The organism is Pigmentiphaga aceris (assembly GCF_008119665.1).
Classification (GTDB): domain Bacteria; phylum Pseudomonadota; class Gammaproteobacteria; order Burkholderiales; family Burkholderiaceae_B; genus Pigmentiphaga; species Pigmentiphaga aceris.
Map to the genome: position 1 here is coordinate 1,963,778 of NZ_CP043046.1, position 23,478 is coordinate 1,987,255.

Here is a 23,478-nt window from a genome sequence, read left to right on the forward strand (position 1 = left end):
TTTCAGGAAACGTTCACGATGGAAGTCGACTTCGACCTGCTTACGCCGTACCAGCGCTACAAACTGATGACCGGCCTGATCGTGCCACGTCCGATTGCACTGGTCACCACCATCAACGCGCAAGGCGTGGTCAACGCCGCCCCGTTCAGCCTGTTCAACATGATCGGCGAAGAACCACCGCTGGTGCTGATCAGCCTGAACCGCTCGGCTGCCGGGTCCTTGAAAGACACGGCGGTGAACATCCTTGCCAACGAACAGTTTGTGGTCCACATTGCCGACGAGGCAATGGCGCAGGCCATGCACGATTGCGGCACGGCCTTGCCGCCGGATCAGAGCGAGATCGATCTGGTGGGCCTGAGCACCACACCATCAAGTGCCGTGGCTCCGCCGCGCATTGTCGAAGCCCCGGTGGCGTTCGAATGCCAGCTGTCCGAGAAGATGGAAACAGAAAGCCGTCATATCTTTATTGGTCGGGTATTGCGCCTGCATGCACGAGACGGGCTGCTGGATATGGACAAGCACCACGTTCGCCTGGATGACTATCTTCCGGTCGCGCGTTTTGGGTCGGACTTGTATGTGCGGACCCGGGATCGGTTCAAGATGGAAGGCAAAAAATAATATTTCGCAGGTCATGGAATAAAGCGGTGGGGGGATACGTCTATCCCTGTGTAGCCCCCTCATCAGCCCCTTTATTCTTCAAGGAACGTCCATGACCACTCGATTGCTTGCCACGCTGATTTTCTCCCTGGGCGCAACGCTGGCCGGTACCGCCCACGCTGCGGCTCCCGTCAGCACCGCCAACGGCATGCTTGTCGATGCCAAAGGCATGACGCTCTACACCTTCGACAAAGACGAGGCCGGCAGCGGCAAAAGCACCTGCAACGATCCCTGCGCCACCTTGTGGCCGCCCGTCATGGCGGCAGCGGACGCCAAGCCGGAAGGCAACATGACGATCATCACGCGTGATGACGGCAGCAAGCAGTGGGCGTACAAAGGTAAACCGGTCTACCTGTACAAGTCGGACATGAAGGCTGGCGACAAGACCGGCGACAACTTCAAGGACGTCTGGCACGTCATCAAGCCCTGACCTGGAACCGCCCCGCTGAAGCATCTCTTCGTGCGTGCCCGCTACGAGGCACTGATTGTGGCCTGCATTCCCAGCTTGCGTCGCTATGCGCGCGGGCTGGTGTCCGACCCTGCGCGGGCGGATGACCTGGTGCAGGACACGCTGGAGCGCGCCTGGAGCCGCTTTTCTCTGTGGCAACGGCGGGGCGATATGCGTGCGTGGATGTTCGGCATCATGCACAACCATTTTGTCGATGGGGTGCGGGCTGGCCGCAGTCGGCCCGAGGACAGTGTGGGCGACGACTTGCCGGAAGTCAGCCAGCGAGGTACCCAGTCTGACCTCATCGAGGTCAGCGATCTGGATCGGGCCTTGCAACGTTTGCCTGCCCAGCAGCGTGAAGTGCTGCTGCTCGTCACGGTCGAGGAATTCAGCTACACCGAGGCCGCAACGGTGTTGGGCGTTCCGCTTGGCACCGTCATGTCGCGCCTGGCGCGTGCGCGCGAGCGCTTGCGGGTGGAACTGCAAGGCGCAGCACCCTTGGTGGCGGCTGTCTCCCAGGTGGCTCCTTTAGAGGTTTCTTCTGCGGCGGCGACCACGTCAGACGCTAACCCGTCAGCGTTACCTCCTGCGGTTCCTGCTGCGTCTGTGGTTGCCCCATCCGTGGCTGCTCCTGCGGCGGCTGTACCCCCGCTAAGTCGGATCAAATAGCATGGCTCCCTCTCACCTGAAACCTGTTGCCAACGACGGCGAACGCGCCGTCACCGAGGCCGAGCTGCATGCGTTTGTCGATGGACAGCTGCCGCCCGAGCAGCGCGACGCGATCGAGGATTTCCTGGCGACTCATCCCGCTGTGCGGAAGCAAGTCGAGGATTGGCGTGCGCAGAATCGGGCGATGAAACGCCTGCTTGATCCGGTGATGGATGAGCCAGTGCCACCGCGTCTTGCTCAGGCTGCAGTGGCCCCGTCCTGGCCCTGGCGCGGCATTGCTGCGGGATTCGCACTGGTGCTGGTCAGTGCCGGATCAGCCTGGTGGGCGAGGGGTGTCGTAGATGGCGATGCCGTGCGTCTGGCCACCGCGCGGGCAACTGTGATCGCGAGTGCCAGTCCATCGCCGGTGCGTACCAGCCAAGCTGAAAGCTTGCCCGGATTTGCGCAGCGGGCGGCGGTGGCGCATGCGGTCTACAGCTCGGAAGTTCGCCGGCCGGTCGAGGTCGGTGCCGACCAAGAGCAGGCGCTGGTCACCTGGCTGACCCGCCGCATGGACGCCACGGTGCCGGTGCGTCCGCCTGACCTGCGTGGACTGGGTTACAGCCTGATCGGCGGGCGTCTGCTGCCGGGTGAGAAAAAGCCGGTCGCGCAGTTCATGTTCGGCGCAGAGGGCGGGCAGCGGCTGACCTTGTATGTGAGCCGCGAGGATGCAGGCAGCGAGACATCGTTTCGCTTCGGCCAGGACGGTGCCGTCAACGTGTTCTATTGGGTGGACAAGGACTTCGGCTACGCGATTTCGGCAGGGGCCGATCGCGAGGAATTGTTGCGGGTATCGCAAGCGGTCTACGACCAGTTGTCGCCACGCTGAGCCTGCGTGTACTGAGCTGCTCAATAAGCCGCTCAGCAAACCATCCGGCAGCAAGCAGGCAAGCGCCGGGGCAAACCACCCATCAAACAATCTGAAAACCGCGCACCATCACCCCGCCGCTGTCGACCCTTCCTGGCAGCTCCACATCCGCGCACACTGTTCCCGAATATAGGTCGTCACATCTTGCCGTGCATGATCGCTGCGCTCGATCATGCCAATGCTTCGATGCGGCGTGCGCACGTGTTCCGGCAGCGCGATCACACGCAGCTTCGGGTTGTCCGCCCACAGCGCATCGCGCAGACGCGGCACCACGGTCACGCCAAAGCCCTGTTCCACGAGCGCCGCCAGTTCGGTGATCGAGTTCAATTCCATGAAGGCTTCGATCGACACGCCCATCTCGCGCAAGGTGCGTTCGGCCAGCGCCCCGGTTCGCTGAGACGCGTCGAAACGCAGATAGGGATTGCCGGTCAAGACCGACACGGCATCGTCACCGTGCGCATCGGCATGGGCCAGGATCACCAGCGGTTCACGGTACATGGGCAGCCAGCTGAGCGCTGGTGACAGGTGACTGCACTCCACCACGAACGCCGCATCAAGTTCACCGGCCAACACCCGTGCAGCCAAGCCATTGGTCTGCCCATGCAGCACCCGCACGTCCAGCCCCGGGTGATCCATTTTCAACCGCGACACCACGTGCAGCAGGGTGGACATGCAAGACACCAAGGCCCCCACGGTAACGGACCCGACCAGCTCGCCCGTCTTGCCACGCGGCTTGCGAATGCGTTCCCAGGCGTTCAACAGGCTTTCGACTTCCGGCACCAGTTCACGCGCTTCGGCATTCAGGATGGCCAGCCGTCCGCTGCGGTCGAACAGCTTGCGGCCCAGCTCGGTTTCCAGCGAACGCATCTGGAAGCTCACGGCGGCCTGGGTGACGCCAACCTGCTCGGCAGCTTCCGAGAAAGAACCGTGCCGGGCCACTGCGACGAAGGTGCGCAGGAAGTGCAAGCCATTCATAAAAAACCTTTGCCCAAAAAACAAATGGATCAAATTGATTTGGCCAGTCTGGGTCCGTAAATTGGCCTGAATCTTGCTTAATCATTTAATCAAATCTGGGTGTCATGAAACCGTTCAACTGGCGCAATCCGTACCCGTCCACTCGCATTCCCGTCTTCGCACGCAATGTCGTGTCGACCTCGCATCCCCTGGCCGCGCAAGCGGGCCTGCGCATCATGCAGCAGGGCGGCAATGCGGTTGACGCTGCCATTGCCACAGCAGCCTGCATGGTGTTGGTCGAACCCGTGTCCAACGGACTGGGCAGCGACTGCTTTGCCATCGTATGGGATGGCAAGGAACTGCATGGCCTGAACGCCTCGGGCGTGGCCCCGGCTGCGTGGAGCCGAGCTTACTTCGAAACCCGATATGGCATTGGTGGCGACGGGTTTGCCAAGCAGCCCAAGCGTGGCTGGGATAGCGTGACCGTACCCGGTGCGGTGGCCGGCTGGGCCGCCTTGCACGGCAAGCTCGGACGCCTGCCGTTTGCCCAGTTGTTCGAACCCGCGATTGAAATCGCTGAACGTGGCTACGTGGTGCCGCCCGTCGTGGCCCACAAGTGGTCGGCTGCGGCCGACGAGCTGCGCAGCCAGCCTGGCTTTGCCGACACCTTCCTGCCCCACGGTCGTGCACCGGAAGTGGGCGAGTTGTTCCGTTTGCGTGCGGCGGCGGACACGTTCCGGCGCATCGGGGCCAGCGGCGGCCGCGACTTCTACGAAGGCGAACTCGCTGCGAAGATCGTGGCCTTCAGCCAAGCCTGCGGCGGCTCGATGACGGCCGAGGACTTGCGCGCGTATCAGCCCGAGTGGATCAAGCCGATCTCGAAGAAATACCGGGGTTATGAACTGCATGAAATTCCGCCGAACGGGCAGGGCATTGCCGCGCTGATCGCGCTTGGCCTGCTGGACCGTTTCGACGTGGCCGGTTTGCCGGTGGATTCCGTGCGCTCGCAGCATCTGCAGATCGAAGCCATGAAGCTGGCATTCGCTGACGTCTATCAATACGTGGCCGACCCGTCGAGCATGGAAGTCACGCCCGAACAGATGCTGGACGACGCGTATCTGGACCAGCGCGCCCGTTTGATCGACCCAGATCGTGCCACCCATTTCGCGGCTGGCCGACCGGCTGCTGGCGGCACCATTTACCTGACCGCCGCCGACGAACAAGGGATGATGATCTCCTTCATCCAGTCCAATTACATGGGCTTTGGATCGGGTGTGGTCGTGCCGGGCACCGGCATCAGCTTGCAGAACCGGGGCGTCGGGTTCTCGATGGACCCGAAATCGGCCAACGTGGTCGAAGGCGGCAAGCGACCGTTCCACACCATCATCCCCGGCTTCCTGACACGCGATGGCGCTCCGGTAATGAGCTTTGGTGTGATGGGCGGCGACATGCAGCCGCAAGGACACTTGCAGACCGTGGTGCGAATGGTCGACTATGACCAGCAGCCGCAGGCGGCATGTGACGCACCGCGCTGGAAGGTCAATCGAGATTTCTCGCTCGACGTGGAATCGACGATGGACCCGGCAGCCGTGGCTGGGTTGCAAGACTTGGGTCACACGCTGAAGTCGGTCGACGATCCGTACATGGACTTCGGCGCAGGCCAGTTCATCTGGCGTCTGTCGGACGATAAGGAACATGGATATGCGGCGGCCAGCGACAGCCGCCGCGATGGCCAGGCAGTGGGTTTCTGATTCCAAAACATCTGAAAAAGAGTGGGGAGACATCGATGAAAAACATGAAGCGCAATATGCTGGCGGCGTCGCTGGCCTTGATGGCGGGCAGCGTCATGGCACAGGATTTCCGTATTGGTCTGCAAGAAGATCCGGACATGCTGGACCCGCACCGTGCACGCACTTACGTGGGCCGCATTGTGTTCACGTCGCTGTGCGACAAGCTGGTCGACATCGATCAGAAGCTGCAGATCACGCCGCAGTTGGCAACGTCATGGGCCTGGAGCGCGGACAACAAGGTACTGACCTTCAAGCTGCGTGAAGGCGTGACCTTCCACGACGGAAAGCCCTTCGATGCTGCTGCCGCCAAGGCCAACATCGAACGCGCGCTGACCTTGAAGGACAGCATGCGTCGCAGCGAAATGTCGTCCATTGAAAGCGCCGAGGCTCCCGATGCGCAAACGCTGGTGCTCAAGCTCAAGCAGCCCGACGCCACCTTGCTGGCTGCGCTGACCGACCGCGCCGGCATGATGCTGTCGCCGGCAACTTTCACTGACGACACGGCTGCGGTGGCGCGCAGCCCGGTGTGCTCGGGCCCGTACAAGTTCGTGTCGCGGGTGCAGAACGACCGCATCGTGCTGGAAAAGTATGACCAGTATTACGACGCGAAAAACTACGCGTTCAAGCGCATCATCTTCCGCCCGATTCCCGACACCACCGTGCGCCTGTCCAACCTGCGTGCGGGCGATCTGGACATTCTCGAACGTTTGAATCCGTCTGACGTCACGCAGGTCAAGGGTGACAAGAGCGTGCAGTTCATGCCGGTGTCGGGTCTGGGTTACGTGCGCTTCATGTTCAATATCGGCAACAGCGAGCGCGCCAAGGCCAATCCGTTCAATGACAAGCTGGTGCGCCAGGCCTTTGCATTGGCGGTTGATCGCAACGTGATCAACCAGGTGGTTGGCGAGAACACCTTCGTGCCTGCACAGACCGCGTACCCGGCCGCCAGCCCCTTCCATGACGAGAAGAAATTCCCGGTCACGGGCCGTGACGTGGCCAAGGCCAAAGCGCTGCTGAAGCAGGCCGGCAAGCCGACGGTCAAGGCTGAACTGGTCTACGGCAACAACACGACGACCTCGGCGATTGCCGAAATGGTGCAGGCCATGGCGGCCGAAGCAGGCTTCCAACTGAGCCTGCGTCCGACCGAATACGCGGCCATGCTGAAGGAGTCCACCTCGGGCAACTTCGATGTGCAGCTGCAGGGCTGGTCGGGTCGCCCCGACCCGGACGGCAACGTGCACACCTTCCTGACCTGCAAGGGTGCGCAGAACGACGGCCGTTACTGCAATCCGGAAGTCGACAAGCTGCTTGACCAAGCCCGTGTCGTGACCGATCTGGCTGCGCGCAAGGATCTTTACGACCGTGCCGAAACCATCATGCAAGACGAGATGCCCGGTTCGTACATCTACTACCAACCGTGGCTGTTCGTGGCCAGCACCAAGGTGCAGGGCTTCACGCCTTCGCCGGACGGCATGATCCGCTTGAAGGGCGTCAGCCTGAAGTAATACTGGCTTGAAGTAATGCCGGCTTGCACGAGGGGTTGCGCAAGTCTGGGCAACTCCATACGTCTGCCTGAATCCAGGCAGACCGTTGGCGCGCACGCTGATATGCCCGGCCGCAGTTGGGCCGGGCGACTGCTGTCTGTATTCAGTCTGGAATGTCGTGCTCCACGTCATTCATCACCTTGTTCTTCACGTCGATCGCACCGCTGTTCTCGTCGCTGTTCTCGTTCTACCTACGCAGGAATTCCGACCATGCTGGCACTGTTGCTACGTCGCATCCTGGTGGCGATCCCGACCCTGATTCTGGTGTCGATGATCGTCTTCATGCTGCAAAAAATCATGCCGGGTGATCCGGTGCTGGCGCTGGCTGGCGAAGAGCGCGACCCGGTTGTGCTTGCTGCGCTGCGCGAAACCTATCGCCTGGATGATCCCTTGCCCATGCAATACGCCGCCTGGTTGGGGCAGGTGCTGCAAGGCGATCTGGGCAAGTCTCTGCGTACCGATGTGCCGGTGCTGGAACTGGTTGCGCAGAAGCTGCCCGTGACCCTGCAACTGGCCGTGATGTCGATCCTGTTTGCCGTGATGATCGGCATACCGGCCGGCATTCTGGCGGCGGTGCGCAAGGGCACTGCGGTGGAATGGGGGGCGAACATCGCTGCCTTGTCGGGCATGTCGATTCCGAATTTCTGGCTTGGCATCGTGATGATCATGCTGGTGTCGGTGCAGTGGAAGTTGCTGCCGGCATCGGGCTACGTGCCGCCTACGGAAGACTTCTGGCTGTCCATGAAAACCATGGTGATGCCAGCTTTTGTGTTGTCCACAGGCATTGCTGCGTACTTGATGCGGCACACACGTTCAGCCGTGCTGGAAGCGCTGAATGCGGACTATGTGCGCACGGCGCGCGCCAAGGGTGTGCCGGGGCGTCGGGTGGTCTTGCATCACGCGCTGCGCAATGCGCTGATGCCCATCATCACGCTGGTCACGCTGTTGTTCGGCGAGTTGCTTGCCGGTGCCGTGCTGACCGAACAGATTTTCACCTTGCCAGGTTTTGGCAAGCTCATTGTCGATGCGGTGTTCAACCGCGATTACGCGGTGGTGCAGGGCGTGGTGCTGTGTGTGGCAGTCGGGTTCATTTTGATGAACGTGCTGGCCGACATTCTGTACATCGTCGTCAACCCGCGTCTGCGTCATCCCTGAGGTCATCGTGAGCGCAAATACTGTGTCGATGGCCACCACGCCCACGCCGCCCGCGTCGGGCAGCCGGGCCTGGAAGAAATTCAAACGCAACCGCATGGCTTTGCTGGGCGGCGGCATCGTGCTGTTCTTTGTGATCGCGGCCTTGCTTGCCCCGTGGCTGGCCACACACGATCCGCTGAAGACCAGCTTCATGGCCATCCGCAAAGTGCCGTCTGCGGCCTACTGGCTGGGCAGCGACGAGCTGGGGCGCGATATCTTCAGCCGCCTGCTGTATGGCGCGCGTGCCTCGCTGATGGCGGGGCTGGTGTCGGTACTGATCGCCATGGTGGTGGGGGTGCCGTTTGGTCTGTTGGCGGGATATTTCGGCGGCTGGGTCGACAGCGTCATCTCCCGCTTCACGGAAGCTTTGCTGGCAATCCCGTTCCTGATTCTGGCGATTGCGCTTGCCGCGTTCCTGGGCCCGAGCCTGACCAATGCCATGCTGGCCATCGGGATTTCTGCCGCGCCCTTGTTCATTCGCCTGGCGCGTGGGCAGGTGCTGGGTATCCGCAAGGAAGACTTCGTGACCAGCGCCAAGGCGCTCGGGGCGTCGCACACCCGCATCATTTTGAGCCACATCGTGCCCAACGTGATTCCGCCGCTGATCGTGCAAGCCACCATCACCATCGCCACGGCCATCATCGCCGAAGCCAGCCTGTCGTTCCTGGGCCTGGGCCTGCAACCGCCGAATCCGTCCTGGGGGTCGATGCTCAGCACGGCCAAGAATTTCATGGTGCAGGCACCGTGGATGTCGCTGTTCCCGGGGATCGCGATCTTCCTGGCGGTGTTCGGTTTCAACCTGCTGGGTGACGGTCTGCGTGACGCACTCGATCCGCGTCAGGAGCGATAAGCAAGATGGATATCAAGCATATGGATGCCAAGCAGGCAGGCAACAGGCTCGCAGGCAACACGTTCGCAGGCAATACGCAGACCGGCATCGACCTGTCCCACCCCGTACTTCAGGTGCGTGACCTGTCCGTCAGCTTCAAGACCCCGGAACGCACGGTGGACGCGGTGCGCAACCTGTCTTTCGACGTGCAGCGCGGCCAGACCTTGGCGATCGTGGGCGAGTCGGGTTCCGGCAAATCGGTGACCTCACTGGCGCTGATGCGTCTGGTCGAATATGGCGGTGGCACTATCGTGGGCGGCAGCCTGCAGCTTCGCCGCAGTTCAGGCGAGCTGCTGGACTTGCGCGCCGCCGACGAGCAGACGCTGATGCACGTGCGTGGCTCGGACATGGCCATGATCTTCCAGGAGCCGATGACCTCGCTGAACCCCAGCTTCACTGCAGGGTCACAGATTGCCGAGGCCTTGCAACTGCATCAGGGCATGGATGCCGCTGCGGCACGCGCAGAGGCCAAACGCATGCTGGAACGCGTGCGCATTCCCGAGGCGCAGGCCATTCTGGATCGGTATCCGCACCAGTTGTCGGGCGGCATGCGCCAGCGCGTGATGATCGCGATGGCGCTGTCCTGCAAACCGCAGCTGTTGATCGCCGACGAGCCCACCACTGCATTGGACGTGACCATTCAGGCGCAGATCCTGCAATTGATCCGCGAGTTGCAGGCCGAGATGAACATGGGGGTGATCTTCATCACCCACGACATGGGCGTGGTCGCAGAGGTCGCCGACCGGGTGCTGGTCATGTATCGCGGCGACAAGGTCGAAGAAGACACGGTAGGCAAGGTGTTTGCCAACCCGCAGCACGCCTACACACGTGCCTTGTTGTCTGCCGTGCCGCAATTGGGTTCGATGCGCGGCACCGACCAGCCCGCACCATTCACGCTGCTGTCTGTGAAAGACGCCGACGCAGGCACTGTTCCCGAGCCTGTGGTGGCAGCCGAAGCCACCACCACGGTGCGCCATGCCGAAGGGCCGGTGCTGCGTGTGATGGACATGGTGACCCGCTTCGATGTACGCACCGGCATCTTCGGCCGGGTGAGCAAGCGTGTGCACGCGGTTGAACACATCAGCTTCGATTTCTATCCGGGCGAAACCTTGTCACTGGTGGGTGAGTCCGGCTGCGGCAAGACCACCACGGGTCGTTCGCTGTTGCAGCTGGCACCGATGCAGGGCGGTCGCATCGAGTTCGACAAGCGCGATATTGGCGCGCTGCACGGCGCACAGATGCAGGCGCAGCGTCGCAACATTCAGTTCATTTTCCAGGACCCGTTTGCGTCCTTGAACCCACGCAAGCCGGTGGGTTATTCCATCATGGAGCCGCTGCTGATTCACAACGTGGCGCGCGGTGCCGAGGCGCAGGCGCGGGTGAAATGGCTGATGGACCGCTGCGGCCTGCTGCCAGAGATGGCGGGGCGCTATCCCCACGAGTTTTCGGGTGGGCAGCGTCAGCGTATCTGCATTGCCCGCGCCTTGGCCTTGAATCCCAAGGTGCTGATCGCCGATGAATCGGTATCGGCGCTCGATGTGTCGATCCAGGCGCAGATCGTCAATCTGTTGCTCGAATTGCAGCGCGAATTGGGCGTGGCCATGTTGTTCATTTCGCACGACATGGCGGTGGTGGAACGCATCAGCCACCGGGTGGCGGTGATGTACCTGGGGCAGATCGTCGAGATCGGCCCGCGACGGGCGATCTTCGAGAACCCGCAGCACCCCTACACCCGCAAACTGATGGATGCGGTGCCGGTGCCCGACCCCACGCGCCGTGATCGGCCCCGCACTTTGCTGACCGGCGACATCCCCAGTCCCGTGCGCAAGGTGGGTGACGATCCGGTGGTTCGTCCGCTGGTTCCGCTTGGTGGTGGCCACTTTGTGGCACGCCATCCGATCGGGGTTTACACCGGCAATGAGGTGGCCTGATCCGTTCCAAGACGGTCTGAATCCAGCAATCTGAACCTACGCTGGCCATCCAGCAGCTACACGATGTCACGGCGGTGCATGCAACGGTGCACCCGCCGCGCACCCGTCAGACACCCGCCATGGATTCGGCAATGACTGCGCAACGCATCTTGCCGTGCATCCAGACGACGCCAGGCATCGTAAGACTCCCCAACGAGCACCTTTGTGTTTTTCTTACGATGTCAGGGACGAATACCGTTTCGTAACGTGCGTGATGGATCTATTCTTCAAGTTCAGTAAACGCGCTTCGTGTTGTTGCCTGGGGGCGCAGGGCGGTATGACAGAGGACGCCTGTATGCGTTAATAGCGGTGACGAAGTTCAGGGTTATCACTATGCTGAGATTGTGGTCACCTTCGCTTTTCGCAGTCAGCAGGTCAGTTTGCAGACCTGAACGCCGCTGGGTTTGTCATGATTGATTGCGACGACACTAATGTTCGGAAGACCGATGCATGTGACGCAAAGCCTGTTTCTCCATCCACCGAAAGTGTGTATTTCAAACCACCTCTGAACGATGCAACGCTGGATGCGCTGCATAAGCTCGTGGAGCGTGGAGGGGTGGCAGGCCAGGCGGCACAGGAAATGCTGGACGCCGAATTGCTGGGTGCTGATGCCCAGTACGCGGCCCGGCTTCGAGGCAAGCCCGACCCAGAACCAGAGGCGGAAACTGTGTCTTGGTGGTTCCGATGTCGGGAACAAGCATCCAGCTGGTTCAAGAAAAAATGAAACGACCGCGTTTTCTTTCGAGAAGGTGTTGAGTTAGCGTACGCTAATCTTAATATTCCATTAATACTCTTGAATCGTCGTTCACGACAGGCACCGTCATGTTGTTATGTGAATCGTCTATTGCCGCGCTTTACACGGATTTCAAACAGGGCGGTGATAAGCACTTGCAGGTCCGCAATGCCTTGGAACAAGAGCGTCTTGCCGTTCCACCAGAGTCTGAATACGCCCGTGAAATCGACTATGCGCTGAAAAGCCTGGCCGAGGCGTTTTCGCAGGAAGTTGTTTTCGATCAGGTCTTGAATCGAATGATCCGCTCGCGTAGTTCAAACGGATGATTATGTGGATGCATTGCTTATTCGCATTGCATCGCATCGATATTATGACTGCCGGCTATGGATTTCTTGGCGATGGTTTTTTTGGCGATGACGTGCCCGCCGCCTGATCGGCCACGATATCGCCCAAACGACGGATTGCCCGTTCCACAGTAGGCGTTACCGCTTGCCCGGCGCTGATACGAAGAAAGTTCGAAAATCTTCCTGAGTTCGAGAACAGCGTTCCTGGCGCGACGCGTATCCCTTCCTGCAAGGCAAGTTCAAACACGCGGTCCGACGAGGTGCCAGGGGGCAGTTCTACCCATAGCACCAAGCCCCCGCGCGGCGGACTCAGTCGGGTGCCGGTCGGAAAACACTCGGCAATCGTATCGATCACCTGATTGCGCCATTGCAGCAGGCTGGCACGTAGCTTTTGCAAATGTCGGTCATAAAGTCGCGAGCCCATGACTTCGGCGGCCGCAATTTGCACCACGCTGTCGTTTGGACGGGTGTTGGCATATTTGAGCATCTCCACACGGGCCCGCCAGCGGCCCGGCATCAGCCAGCCCAGACGCATGCCGGGCGCAAAAGTCTTGTGGGCCGATCCGCAATAAATCACATTGCCCGTCTGATCCCACGATTTCAGCGCGCGCGGCAGGTTTGGCTCGTCATGAAGACGGCCGTAGCTGTCGTCTTCGATCACGGGCACGGCATGTCGCGCACAAAGCGCGGCAATACGCGCCTTGTCTTCGTCGGGCATGACACTGCCCAAGGGGTTGTGATAATTGGGCACCAGCACCACCGCCTTGATGTCAGTGTGCGTATGCAAGGCAAGGCTGAGGGCCTCGACCGACATGCCGTGCTGCGGGCTGGCCGGAATTTCCAGTGCGCGCATCCCCAGGCTTTCAATAGCCTGCAAAATGCCGAAGTAGGTGGGGGATTCCACTGCAATGGTGTCGCCCGGTTGTGCCACGGCACGCAGCGCCAGATTCAGGGCTTCGGTGCAGCCGTAGGTCACGACAATTTCTTCTGGCGAGACTTGCAGTCCGACTTCAAGCGCGCGCTGCGCCAGCACTTGCCGAAAGCCCGGATCACCGTGAATGGGTACGGCGCGAACCAGCAGGCCGGGTTGGTGTTTCAGCACCCTGGCCATGGCGCGTTGCAGGGCTTCCATCGGATAGGCATCGGGCGTGGCAACGGCTCCGCCCAGGTTGATCGACACCGGGTGGGCCGCGCACTTGGCGACGTAGCTGGATATGCGATGGTGCATGCCCACGAAGTCGTCGGGATTGATCGCCACCAGTGATTCGGGTTCGGGCACCGGAGCAATCGTGCTGCGCGCGGGGCGTCTGACGAAATAACCAGAGCGCGGACGAGCCTCGACCCAACCCTGCTCTTCAAGCACCCGGCAGGCTTGCAAGGCGGTCGACAGACTGACGTCGTGGGTGCGCATCAGGTTGCGCACGGAAGGCAGCCGTTGGCTGGGCAGCAAGGTGCCGGATTCGATTGCCTGGCGATAGCGCCCGGCCAACTGGAGATAAAGCCGTGGTGTGTCCATGCGTGCATCATCCCCGGTACCGCGTGTGCGCGGCAGACACAGATAGTCGATTTCTGGACCATAACAGATGTTGTCTATGGGATCTGTTGCGATACAGATAGGCGTGGTCTGTGTCTGTTCTGGTCGTCGGCCAATCCGTAATCTGGCTACTCCATTTCTGTGTGCTGGAGCCAGCCGTGACCTATCCAACCGTCACTTACCCGATTACCGATGAAGATACCCACAGCAGCCTGCTCGATATCGAGCGCCATCATGCTGATCGGCGCTGGTTGCGCGCGGGCACCACGATCGTGGCCCACGAAGGCATTTTTCATCTTGCCGAATCTGCGGTGCACTTGAACGGAGTGTCGATCCGCACGCAGAAGCTACTGCGTGAAGGGGATACGCATCAGGTCATGCAGACAGGATGGGTCGAATTTGCGAGCAATCGAGGCGGGCGCGCGCTGTGCGTCGCGCGCCCGTCGGCATGGCACCGCGTGGTGCATGCCGTGCCGAACTTCCTGCGTCAGTGGCTGGAAGGCCCGGTCACCGTCGTGGCCAAGGGCTCGGACAAGCCGCTGTGACGCAGCAGTGCATCGATCTTGGGTTCGCGGCCGCGGAACGCCAGGAACGAATCGATGGCGGGCCGGCTGCCGCCCACGGCCAGGATTTCGCGCAGGAAGCGCTGGCCCACTTCCGGCAGCAAGGTGTCGCCGTCTTGCGCCACTTCTTCGAAGGCCGCGTAGGCATCCGCTGACAAGACCTCGGCCCACTTGTAGCTGTAATAGCCTGCGCCGTAGCCACCCGCAAAAATGTGCGAGAAGGTATGCGGCAGGCGATGCCAGGCAGGCGGATGCAGAACGGCGATTTCCTGACGCACCTCTTGCAGCAGGGCCAGCACTTGCGCCGTGTCGCCCGGGGTCGATTGCTGATGCAACAGCATGTCGAAGAGCGAAAACTCGATCTGACGAATCGTCTGCAGACCGCTCTGGAAGTTGCGGGCAGCCAGCATGCGCTCGTACAAGGCGCGGGGCAGGGCCTCGCCGGTATCGACGTGTGCCGTCATGGCCGACAACACATTCCATTCCCAGCAGAAGTTCTCCATGAACTGCGAGGGCAGTTCAACGGCATCCCATTCCACGCTGGCGAACGGCGATGCACCCAGTTCGTCGACTTCGGACAGCACCAGGTGCAGCGCATGGCCCATTTCGTGGAACAGCGTGATCACGTCGTCGTGCGTCAGCAGCGACGGCTTGTCGCCGTTTGGCGGAGCGAAGTTGCAGGTCAGGAAGCCGACCGGGCTTTGCACTTTGCCGTGGCGCAGGCGACGTGCGCGATCGGAATCGACCCAGGCTCCGCTTTGTTTGCCGGCGCGCGCATACAGGTCGAAGTACAGGTGGCCGATGGTGTCGCCCGTCTTGCCGGCATCGCTATCCGTTGCGCGTGCAATGCGCACCACGCGAACCGATTCGTGCCAGGTGGGGGCATCGACTGTTTCCAGGCGCACACCGAACAGACGTTCGACCACTTCGAACAAGCCTGCGATCACGCGAGGCTCGGTGAAGTACTGCTTCACTTCCTGGGCGGAGTATTCATAGCGCTGGGTGCGCAGGCGTTCCGATACAAACGCCAGGTCCCAGGGCTGCAGGTCGTGCAGATCGAAGTCCGATGCACCAATGGCACGCAGTTCTGCCACATCACGTTCAGCATGACCACGGGTACGCTGGGCCAGGTCGCGCAGGAAGGTCAGCACCTTTTCGGGCTCGCGCGCCATGCGTTCCTGCAGCTGCTTGTGCGCAAAGCTGGCAAAGCCAAGCAGGCCGGATTCTTCGGCGCGCAGGGCAAGCAGTTCGGTAATCAGCGGCGAGTTGTCGAATTTCGCATCACCCAGCTCTGAGGACCGCGTGCCGTAGGCGCGGTACAGCTTTGCACGCAGTTCACGGTTTTCGCAGTATTCCATCACCGGGATGTAGCTGGGCGCTTTCAGCGTGACCTTCCAGCCGGTCTTGCCATCGGCCTTGGCCGCATTGGCGAAGGCTTGCATCACGTCTTCAGGCACGCCTTTCAGTTCAGCTTCGTCTTCGATGTACAGCGCGAAGGCGTCGGTGGCGTCCAGCACGTTTTCAGAGAATTTTTGCGTGACTTCGGCTTCGCGTGCCGAGATGTCGGCAAAGCGTTCACGCTGGGCAGGCGGCAGTTCCACGCCGCTCAGACGGAAGCCGCGCAGGGCCAGGTCGACAATGCGCTTGCGGGTCGGCGACATGGCGGCGTATTCCGCCGATTCAGCCAGACGCTTGTATTGCAGATACAGGCCTTCATGCAGGCCAACCCAGGTCCAGAACTCGGACACGGCGGGCAGGCTTTCGTTGTAGGCCTCGCGCAGTTCGGGGGTATTGACGACGGAATTCAGGTGGCCAGCGGCAGACCAGGCGCGCGACAGGCGCTCGCTGACGTCGTCGAGCGCATCGACGATGTTGTCCCAGGTCGGGGGCAGGGCCGGGTCTGCGGCGCGTTCGACCGCTGCACGGGTGCGCGCGATCAGTTCATTGATCGCCGGGGCGATGTGTTCGGGGCGGATTGCGTCGAAGGCCTGCAGGTCACGTTCAGCAAACAGGGGATTGTCGGCAAGGCTTGCGTCGGTCATCGTCTCATCCACAAAAAGTTCAGGTCGGGCGGGCGGCGTCCGGCTGGCGATCGATGGTTGCTGCGCGTGTGCACAGCCCCCATCGATGCAGAATCAGGCCGCAGCGTCAGCGGCGCGTTCAGCCGCCTCGACGGTATTGACCAGCAACATGGCGATGGTCATGGGGCCGACGCCGCCAGGAACCGGGCTGATCCAGCCTGCGGTTTCCGATACACCAGCGAAGTCCACGTCACCAGCCAGCTTGCCGGCCTCGTCGCGGTTGATACCCACGTCGATCACCAGCGCGCCCGGCTTGACCATGTCGGCGGTCAGCGTGTTGCGACGTCCGACGGCAGCGACCACCACGTCGGCCTGACGCGTGTGATACGCCAGATCCGGCGTCGCACTATGGCAGATGGTGACGGTGGCATTGGCTTGCAAGAGCAGCAGGGCCATCGGCTTGCCGACAGTGTTGCTGCGGCCGATCACGACCGCGTGCTTGCCACGCAGGTCCATGCCGGTGCTTTCGATCAGCTTCATGCAGCCATAGGGCGTGCAAGGACGGAAGCCCGGCAGGTTGGCAACCAGTTCGCCTGCGCTCAGGGTGGAATAGCCATCGACGTCTTTCTTGGTCGAGATCGCCTCGATCACCTTGCTGGGATCGATGTGACGGGGCAGGGGCATCTGCACCAGAATGCCGTGAATTTCAGGTGCGTTGTTCAGGTCGTCGATGCGGGCCAGCAGCTCGGCTTCCGTCATCGTGGCCGGGTAGGTTTCCATCACGGAATACAGACCGGCGTCGGCGCAGGCCTTGACCTTGTTGCGCACGTAGACCTGGGATGCCGGATCTTCACCCACCAGCACCACCCCCAGGCCGGGCCGATGGCCACGTGCGGTAAGCGCAGCGGTGCGTTCGGCAACCTCGGCACGAATGGTTCGGGACAATTGGGTTCCGTCGATGATGCGGGCAGTCATGGCAGTCAAGCTCTACGTTGGTCGTGCGTGGGGTCTGAAGGGATAGAACGAATTCGGGGACGTGCAAGGGGGCAATGAGAGCGGTGCTGTCAAATGCCAGGGCAGCCAGGTGCCGGCAGTCGCCAGGATGCGCGGTTCGGATCGGCCGTCTGCGTGACGACAGATCCGAACCGCGCCATCTCAGGCGGCGGGCTTGTGCAGCGCAACCTTCATCAGGTCGGCCACGGTGGTGACTTGCAGCTTTTCCATGATGTTGGCGCGATGCGCTTCCACCGTCTTGATGCTGATGCCCAGGTCATCGGCGATCTGCTTGTTCAGGCGACCGGCAACGATGCGTTCCAGCACTTGCTGTTCACGCACCGTCAGGCGTGCCAGCAGGGCTTCGTGACCACGGCGGGTGGCGTCTTCCGCAGCGCGGCTGACGGCTTGTTCCAGCATGTTGGCGATGATCTGGCGCAGATCGGCTTCGTTGAAGGGTTTCTCCAGGAAGTCGACTGCACCTTTCTTCATCGTCGACACCGCCATCGGCACGTCGCCGTGGCCGGTGATGAACACGATCGGCAGCGACGAACGACGGGCGATCAGGTGTTCCTGCAACTCAAGCCCGCTCATACCGGGCATACGCACGTCGACGATCAGCACGCCGACCAGGTTCGGGTCGTAGTCGGACAGGAACCGCTCCGCACTTTCGTAGCTGCGAACGCGATAACCGTTGGCTTCGAGCAGCCAACGCAGCGAATCGCGTACGGCCTCGTCGTCGTCGACAATGAAAACCGTGCTGTTCTGCGGGGGGACACTCATACCGTTTGCTCCTGGGTGGGCGGGGTCGATGCCGGGGGATGTACCGGTGCGATCCAAGGAAGGGTGAAGCGGAAGATCGTTCCGCCGGTCGGATTGGCTTCGGCCCAAAGCCGGCCGTGATGGAATTCGATGATGGTGCGACAGATATTCAGCCCCATGCCCATGCCTTCGGGTTTGGTGCTGAAGAACGGTTCGAACAGTCTCGATGGGTCGATATCACCCAGTCCATGGCCCGCGTCGATCACGGCAACTTCCACGTGATCCTGACGCAGGCTGGCCATCACGGTCAGCTCGCGTTTGGCCGAATCCTGCATGGCTTCAAGGCCATTTTTTAGCAGGTTGAGCAGGACTTGCTCGATAAGAATCGGGTCGGCCTGTACATCGGGCAGCCATTCGGGAATGCGTTTGATGATGCCGATGCTGCGTTTTCGTGCATCGATTTCGGCAAAGCCTACCGCGTTGTCGACAATCGCGGGGATCGTCACCCGCTGGCGCTTGGGCTCGCTGCGTTTCACGAATTCACGAATGCGACGAATGATCATGCCGGCACGTTCGGCCTGCGCGGTGGTCTTTTCCAGCGCGGGCAGCAACTGCGCCGGGTCGGTCATGCCTGCCCGCACGCGGGCAACCACCCCCATGCTGTAGTTGGCGATCGCCGTCAGCGGCTGATTCAGCTCGTGCGCCAAGGACGAGGCCATTTCACCCATGGTGATCAGGCGGCTGGTCAGTTGAATCTTTTCCTGCTGCGCAATCGATGCTTCCTCCGACGCGCGACGCTCGGTGATGTCACGCGCCACCTGCATGCGCACGCGACGGCTGTCCACCCATTGCAAGGTGCGGTGGCGAACTTCGAACCAGCGCTGTACCGAAGCCGAGTACACCTCCACGGCTTCATCGGTGAAACGACCGCGACGACCCGCCGACAATTCATCGTGGCCGGTGGCCTGTGAACTGAACACACGCCGATAGGTGCGGTTCGCAAACAGCAGTTCCGAGCCTTGCGGAGTGTCTGCCGTTACCGAGATGGCATCGTCCAGGCCTTCCAACACTGTCATGAAACGCTCGTGGGCGGCAGCCAGCGCTTCACGGACCCGCTTGGGTTCCGTGATGTCGGTCATCGACGTCATCCAGCCGGTCTGCACACCACGCTGATCCAGCAGGGGCGATACATACAGGCGTGCGGTGAAGCGCGATCCATCGCGGCGTTGCGCGTCCATTTCCAGACCGCTGGTAGGCGTGCTGCCAGACAGCAGAATGTCCATCAGGCGTTTCTGGATGTCGTGCTGGTCGGGCGGCCAGTAGGGATACGGCGGGCTGCGGCCCAGCAGGTCGGACTCATCCCAGCCGATCATGCGACAGAAGGCCGGGTTCACATAGGTGATCTTGCCTTCCATGTCGATCACACGCATGCCGGTCAGCATGGAGTTTTCCATCGCGCGACGGAACGATGTCTCGGCGATCAGGGCTTCTTCGGCCTGCGAACGGAAGCGCGTGTGACGCCATAGCGCCAGCAGGCTCCACAGAATCACTGCCGACAGCGACACCACCACCCAGACCAGCATGGTCTGCGAGGTTTCCGTCTGCGTGCGGTACGCGTAAGCACGCACGATCATGCCATTGCCTGGCGGATCGATCGGCAGTTCGTAGACGTGGCGCGCATCGCCCGCCGTGCGCGGCGAGGGCGTGGAGAGCTGACGGCCAGCGTCATCGAACAAGGACACGCGGTAGCGTCGCGCGGTTTCCTGCGGCACCAGTTGCTGCAGGATTTCATCCACGGAATACACCGCTGCAACCGTGCCCAGGAAACGATTGTTCTGGGTCACGGGGATGTGCAGATCGAAATACATGTCGCCGTCGAGCCCGCGGTAGGGCACCGAATACGCGCCCCGACGACTGTCGCGGGCGGTATCGAAGGCCTTGGCCGCGTCGTCTTCGCGCTGGCCGGGAGCTTCGAAATGCGATGACCTGACGCCACGACGCGTGGACGTTTCCGACCAGCGCGTCAGCTGGTTTTCATCCAGCCAGGCCAGCTGGACGATTTCCGGGTGTTCACCCAGCAGCGCACGGGCTTCATCGACAAACCGGTTTTCGGTCATGGTGGCGCGCGTGCCTTCGCGGGCCAGGCCACCCAGGCGATCGCGTGCTGCCAGCATGCGCAGCCGGACCGACTGCTGCGCCCAGTCCACATCGCGGACCAGGGTGCCGTAGCGTTGGGCGTCATCGCGGGCGTCGAGCCACCACAGGATGGAACCCATGACACAGACGAACAAGCCAAGCGCGATGGCTGGCGTCAGCCAGTACCAGTTGCGGCGGCGAAGGTTTACTTGTTCGCGGAAGGGGGCCGGAATATTCGGCGGGCTGACGTGAGACATGGGCGCTAAGTTTACGCACAATCACCCGGCCGACAGGGGGCTGGCAGGGCATGGATTAACGCGGATCATGCCATGATCTGCAATATTTCACATTACGAAAAAACGTATCGCAACGCGAAATTTATATTGCGGCTGCCTTTCGACGCTTTTAGAATCCGAGCCGGGATCGTCCGGGCAGCTTTATGCGCCCGGCAATGATACAAAGAGGGCCCCGCAAGGGTCCCTTGCGTCGCACGACGACGCACCGAGATTCGCACCGTGCATCTGGCGGACGAAAAAGATTCAGAGCCACAGGAGACATTAATGTCTGCTCTTCCTCACCCCGGTGCCGACGCTTCGTCGGCGGCTAACGACGACGACACTCTAGAGACGCAAGAGTGGCTTGATGCCTTGGAGGCCGTGCTCGACCGCGAAGGTCCCGAGCGCGCGCACTACCTGCTTGAACGCTTGATCGACCAGGCTCGTCGCTCCGGCGCACATATTCCGTATTCCCCCAATACCGCCTACGTCAACACGATCCCGCCGCATCTCGAGACCCCGCATCCGGGCAACCTCGAAATCGAAGAGCGCATCCGTTCGTACGTTCGCTGGAACGCCATGGCCATGGTGGTCAAGGCCAACAAGCTCAACCCGCCCGATGGCGGCGATCTGGGCGGCCACATTGCCTCGTTCGCGTCGCTCGCGAACATGATCGGCATTGGTCAGAACCACTTCTGGCACGCTGACCGCGAAGGCCGTGGCGGTGACCTGGTGTACTTCCAAGGTCACTCGTCGCCCGGCATCTACGGTCGCGCCTACCTGGAAGGCCGTCTGTCGGAAGACCAGTTGCTGAACTTCCGTCAGGAAGTCGATGGCAAGGGCCTGTCGTCCTACCCGCATCCGAAGCTGATGCCCGAGTTCTGGCAGTTCCCGACCGTCTCGATGGGCCTGGGCCCGCTGATGGCGATCTATCAGGCGCGTTTCCTGAAGTACCTGCACGCCCGCGGCATTGCCGACACCAGCAACCGCAAGGTCTGGGTCTTCTGCGGCGACGGCGAAATGGACGAGCCGGAATCGCTGGGCGCAATCAGCCTGGCCTCGCGCGAGAAGCTCGACAACCTGGTGTTCGTGATCAACTGCAACCTGCAGCGTCTGGACGGCCCGGTGCGCGGCAACGGCAAGATCATCCAGGAACTGGAAGGCGAGTTCCGCGGTAGCGGCTGGAACGTCATCAAGCTGATCTGGGGTGGTTACTGGGACCCGCTGCTTGCCAAGGACAAGGAAGGCATTCTTCGCAAGATCATGGAAGACACCGTCGACGGCGAGTACCAGACGTACAAGGCCAATGACGGCAAGTTCGTGCGCGAGAACTTCTTCGGCAAGCACCCGAAGCTGCTGGAAATGGTCAGCCGCATGAGCGACGAAGACGTCTGGCGTCTGAACCGTGGCGGCCACGATCCGCACAAGGTGTACGCCGCCTTCGCCGCTGCCGACAAGACCGTTGGCCGTCCGACCGTGATTCTGGTCAAGACCGTCAAGGGCTACGGCATGGGCCGCGCCGGTGAGTCGCTGAACCCGACCCACCAGCAGAAGAAGCTGGACATCGACACGATCCGCGAATTCCGCAACCGCTTCAACATCCCGGTGCCGGACGATCAGCTCGAAGCGCTGCCGTTCTTCAAGCCGGCCGACGACACGCCGGAAATGCAGTACCTGCACGAGCGTCGCAAGGCGCTGGGTGGGTTCCTGCCGTCGCGCCGCACGGTTGCCGAAGAGAAGCTGACTGCCCCCGCGCTGGACACCTTCAAGGCCGTGCTGGAGCCGACGACCGAAGGCCGCGAAATCTCGACCACGCAAGCCTTCGTGCGCATTCTCACGCAGCTGCTGCGTGACAAGACGCTGGGCCCGCGTGTCGTGCCGATCGTACCCGACGAGTCGCGCACCTTCGGTATGGAAGGCATGTTCCGCCAGATCGGTATCTATGCACCGGAAGGCCAGAAGTACGTGCCGGTCGACAAGGCCCAGGTGATGTACTACCGCGAGGCCAAGGACGGTCAGATTCTGGAAGAGGGCATCAACGAAGCGGGCGCATTCAGCTCGTGGATTGCTGCGGCGACGTCGTACTCGTCGAACAACCGCATCATGATCCCGTTCTACATCTACTACTCGATGTTCGGGTTCCAGCGCGTGGGCGACCTGGCCTGGGCAGCGGGCGACATGCAGGCACGCGGCTTCCTGCTGGGCGGCACCGCTGGCCGGACCACGCTGAACGGCGAAGGTCTGCAGCACGAAGACGGCCACAGCCATGTGTTCTCGTCGACAATCCCGAACTGCGTGTCTTACGACCCGACGTTCGCGCATGAACTCGCCGTGATCATCCAGCGCGGCATGAAGCGCATGGTGGAAGACCAGGAAAACGTCTTCTACTACATCACCGTGATGAACGAGAACTACGCGCATCCGGGTCTGCGCGAAGCCGACATCGAAGGCATCAACCGCGGCATGTACATGCTGAAGGAAGCTGCTGGCGGCAAGCATCGCGTTCAGTTGCTGGGTTCGGGCACCATCCTGCGTGAAGTGATGGCTGCTCAGGACATGCTGCAAGAAGACTGGGACATCGCTGCCGACGTCTGGAGCGTGACCAGTTTCACCGAGTTGCGCCGTGATGGTCTGGACGCTGACCGCTTCAACCTGCTGAACCCCACCGACACGGCCAAGGTGCCGTTCGTGACGGAACAACTGGCCAAGCACGAAGGTCCGGTGATTGCGTCGACCGACTACATGAAGTTGTTCGCCGACCAGATCCGTCCGTTCATGCCGCGCAATCGCGGTTATCGCGTGCTGGGCACCGACGGCTACGGTCGTTCGGACTTCCGCGCGAAGCTGCGTGAGCACTTCGAAGTGGATCGTCGTTTCGTCGTGGTTGCTGCCCTGAAGTCGCTGGCCGACGAAGGCACGATCCCGATGAAGACGGTTGCCGAGGCGATCAAGAAATACGGCATCGACGCTGACAAAGCCAACCCGCATTACGCGTAATGCATCGATGAAATGACCCGGACACCCGCCGTGGGCCTGATGGCCTCGGCGGGTGTGTGTTCGAGCTGGCGCAGAAAGCGCTGGCATCGCTGGAGACA

The 23,478-nt window shown here is 61.6% G+C and carries 19 protein-coding genes; 13 read left to right on the forward strand and 6 right to left on the reverse strand.

The annotated features are described in order from the left end of the window. Positions 1-18 precede the first annotated feature (18 nt). From FXN63_RS08255 to FXN63_RS08270, 4 genes are all read left to right on the forward strand, one after another. A complete protein-coding gene (locus tag FXN63_RS08255) occupies positions 19-618 on the forward strand; it encodes a flavin reductase family protein (RefSeq protein ID WP_148814226.1) in 600 nt (199 codons plus the stop codon). A gap of 91 nt (positions 619-709) precedes the next feature. Next, positions 710-1,087: a COG4315 family predicted lipoprotein gene (locus FXN63_RS08260; protein ID WP_148814227.1), complete on the forward strand. Its 378-nt coding sequence runs from the start codon at positions 710-712 to the stop codon at positions 1,085-1,087. 30 nt (positions 1,088-1,117) lie between these two features. After that, positions 1,118-1,774, forward strand: coding sequence for an RNA polymerase sigma factor (locus FXN63_RS08265; RefSeq protein ID WP_148814228.1), 657 nt, complete (start codon positions 1,118-1,120; stop codon positions 1,772-1,774). 1 nt (position 1,775) lies between these two features. After that, entirely contained in the window at positions 1,776-2,642 is an 867-nt protein-coding gene (locus tag FXN63_RS08270) for an anti-sigma factor family protein (protein WP_148814229.1), read from the forward strand. A 108-nt stretch (positions 2,643-2,750) separates the two neighbouring features. Here the strand turns inward: FXN63_RS08270 and FXN63_RS08275 are convergent, their stop codons facing one another. Continuing rightward, complete coding sequence (locus FXN63_RS08275; RefSeq protein ID WP_148814230.1) at positions 2,751-3,656, reverse strand: LysR substrate-binding domain-containing protein; 906 nt, start codon at positions 3,654-3,656, stop codon at positions 2,751-2,753. Positions 3,657-3,760: 104 nt separating this feature from the next. Between FXN63_RS08275 and ggt the strand changes: the two genes are divergently transcribed. The 7 genes from ggt (at position 3,761) to FXN63_RS08310 (ending at position 12,081) form a co-directional block, all read left to right on the forward strand. After that, positions 3,761-5,386: a gamma-glutamyltransferase gene (gene ggt / locus FXN63_RS08280; RefSeq protein ID WP_148814231.1), complete on the forward strand. Its 1,626-nt coding sequence runs from the start codon at positions 3,761-3,763 to the stop codon at positions 5,384-5,386. 35 nt (positions 5,387-5,421) lie between these two features. Further along, positions 5,422-6,930 (forward strand): ABC transporter substrate-binding protein, encoded by a 1,509-nt coding sequence (locus tag FXN63_RS08285; RefSeq protein WP_148814232.1) that lies wholly within the window; start codon positions 5,422-5,424, stop codon positions 6,928-6,930. Between the two features lie 249 nt (positions 6,931-7,179). Further along, the gene (locus tag FXN63_RS08290) at positions 7,180-8,124 is read left to right on the forward strand and encodes an ABC transporter permease (protein WP_148814233.1); all 945 of its coding nucleotides are present in this window, start codon (positions 7,180-7,182) and stop codon (positions 8,122-8,124) included. A gap of 28 nt (positions 8,125-8,152) precedes the next feature. Beyond that, positions 8,153-9,013 (forward strand): ABC transporter permease, encoded by an 861-nt coding sequence (locus FXN63_RS08295; protein ID WP_148819070.1) that lies wholly within the window; start codon positions 8,153-8,155, stop codon positions 9,011-9,013. A gap of 5 nt (positions 9,014-9,018) precedes the next feature. Beyond that, on the forward strand, positions 9,019-10,983 hold the full coding sequence (locus FXN63_RS08300; RefSeq protein WP_425468678.1) for a dipeptide ABC transporter ATP-binding protein: 1,965 nt from the start codon (positions 9,019-9,021) through the stop codon (positions 10,981-10,983). 448 nt (positions 10,984-11,431) lie between these two features. Further along, on the forward strand, positions 11,432-11,746 hold the full coding sequence (locus FXN63_RS08305) for a hypothetical protein (RefSeq protein ID WP_148814234.1): 315 nt from the start codon (positions 11,432-11,434) through the stop codon (positions 11,744-11,746). A gap of 98 nt (positions 11,747-11,844) precedes the next feature. After that, positions 11,845-12,081 (forward strand): hypothetical protein, encoded by a 237-nt coding sequence (locus FXN63_RS08310; RefSeq protein WP_148814235.1) that lies wholly within the window; start codon positions 11,845-11,847, stop codon positions 12,079-12,081. A 55-nt stretch (positions 12,082-12,136) separates the two neighbouring features. Here the strand turns inward: FXN63_RS08310 and FXN63_RS08315 are convergent, their stop codons facing one another. Beyond that, positions 12,137-13,615: an aminotransferase-like domain-containing protein gene (locus tag FXN63_RS08315; protein ID WP_148814236.1), complete on the reverse strand. Its 1,479-nt coding sequence runs from the start codon at positions 13,613-13,615 to the stop codon at positions 12,137-12,139. Positions 13,616-13,791: 176 nt separating this feature from the next. Between FXN63_RS08315 and FXN63_RS08320 the strand changes: the two genes are divergently transcribed. Continuing rightward, the gene (locus FXN63_RS08320) at positions 13,792-14,178 is read left to right on the forward strand and encodes a hypothetical protein (protein ID WP_148814237.1); all 387 of its coding nucleotides are present in this window, start codon (positions 13,792-13,794) and stop codon (positions 14,176-14,178) included. On the opposite strand, the gene FXN63_RS08325 is transcribed toward FXN63_RS08320, so the two are convergent. From FXN63_RS08325 to FXN63_RS08340, 4 genes are all read right to left on the reverse strand, one after another. Beyond that, complete coding sequence (locus FXN63_RS08325) at positions 14,121-16,238, reverse strand: M3 family metallopeptidase (protein ID WP_148814238.1); 2,118 nt, start codon at positions 16,236-16,238, stop codon at positions 14,121-14,123. The two genes, FXN63_RS08320 and FXN63_RS08325, sit on opposite strands and share 58 nt — an antisense overlap. 93 nt (positions 16,239-16,331) lie before the next feature. Further along, positions 16,332-17,192: a bifunctional methylenetetrahydrofolate dehydrogenase/methenyltetrahydrofolate cyclohydrolase FolD gene (gene folD, locus FXN63_RS08330; protein ID WP_148814239.1), complete on the reverse strand. Its 861-nt coding sequence runs from the start codon at positions 17,190-17,192 to the stop codon at positions 16,332-16,334. A gap of 180 nt (positions 17,193-17,372) precedes the next feature. Then, the gene (locus FXN63_RS08335; protein ID WP_148814240.1) at positions 17,373-17,993 is read right to left on the reverse strand and encodes a response regulator transcription factor; all 621 of its coding nucleotides are present in this window, start codon (positions 17,991-17,993) and stop codon (positions 17,373-17,375) included. Continuing rightward, positions 17,990-20,365, reverse strand: a complete 2,376-nt coding sequence (locus FXN63_RS08340; RefSeq protein WP_342791246.1) for a PAS domain S-box protein — start codon at positions 20,363-20,365, stop codon at positions 17,990-17,992. The genes FXN63_RS08335 and FXN63_RS08340 overlap by 4 nt, the downstream gene beginning before the upstream one ends. Positions 20,366-20,668: 303 nt before the next feature. Between FXN63_RS08340 and aceE the strand changes: the two genes are divergently transcribed. Further along, the gene (gene aceE, locus FXN63_RS08345; RefSeq protein ID WP_148814241.1) at positions 20,669-23,380 is read left to right on the forward strand and encodes a pyruvate dehydrogenase (acetyl-transferring), homodimeric type; all 2,712 of its coding nucleotides are present in this window, start codon (positions 20,669-20,671) and stop codon (positions 23,378-23,380) included. Positions 23,381-23,478 lie beyond the last annotated feature (98 nt).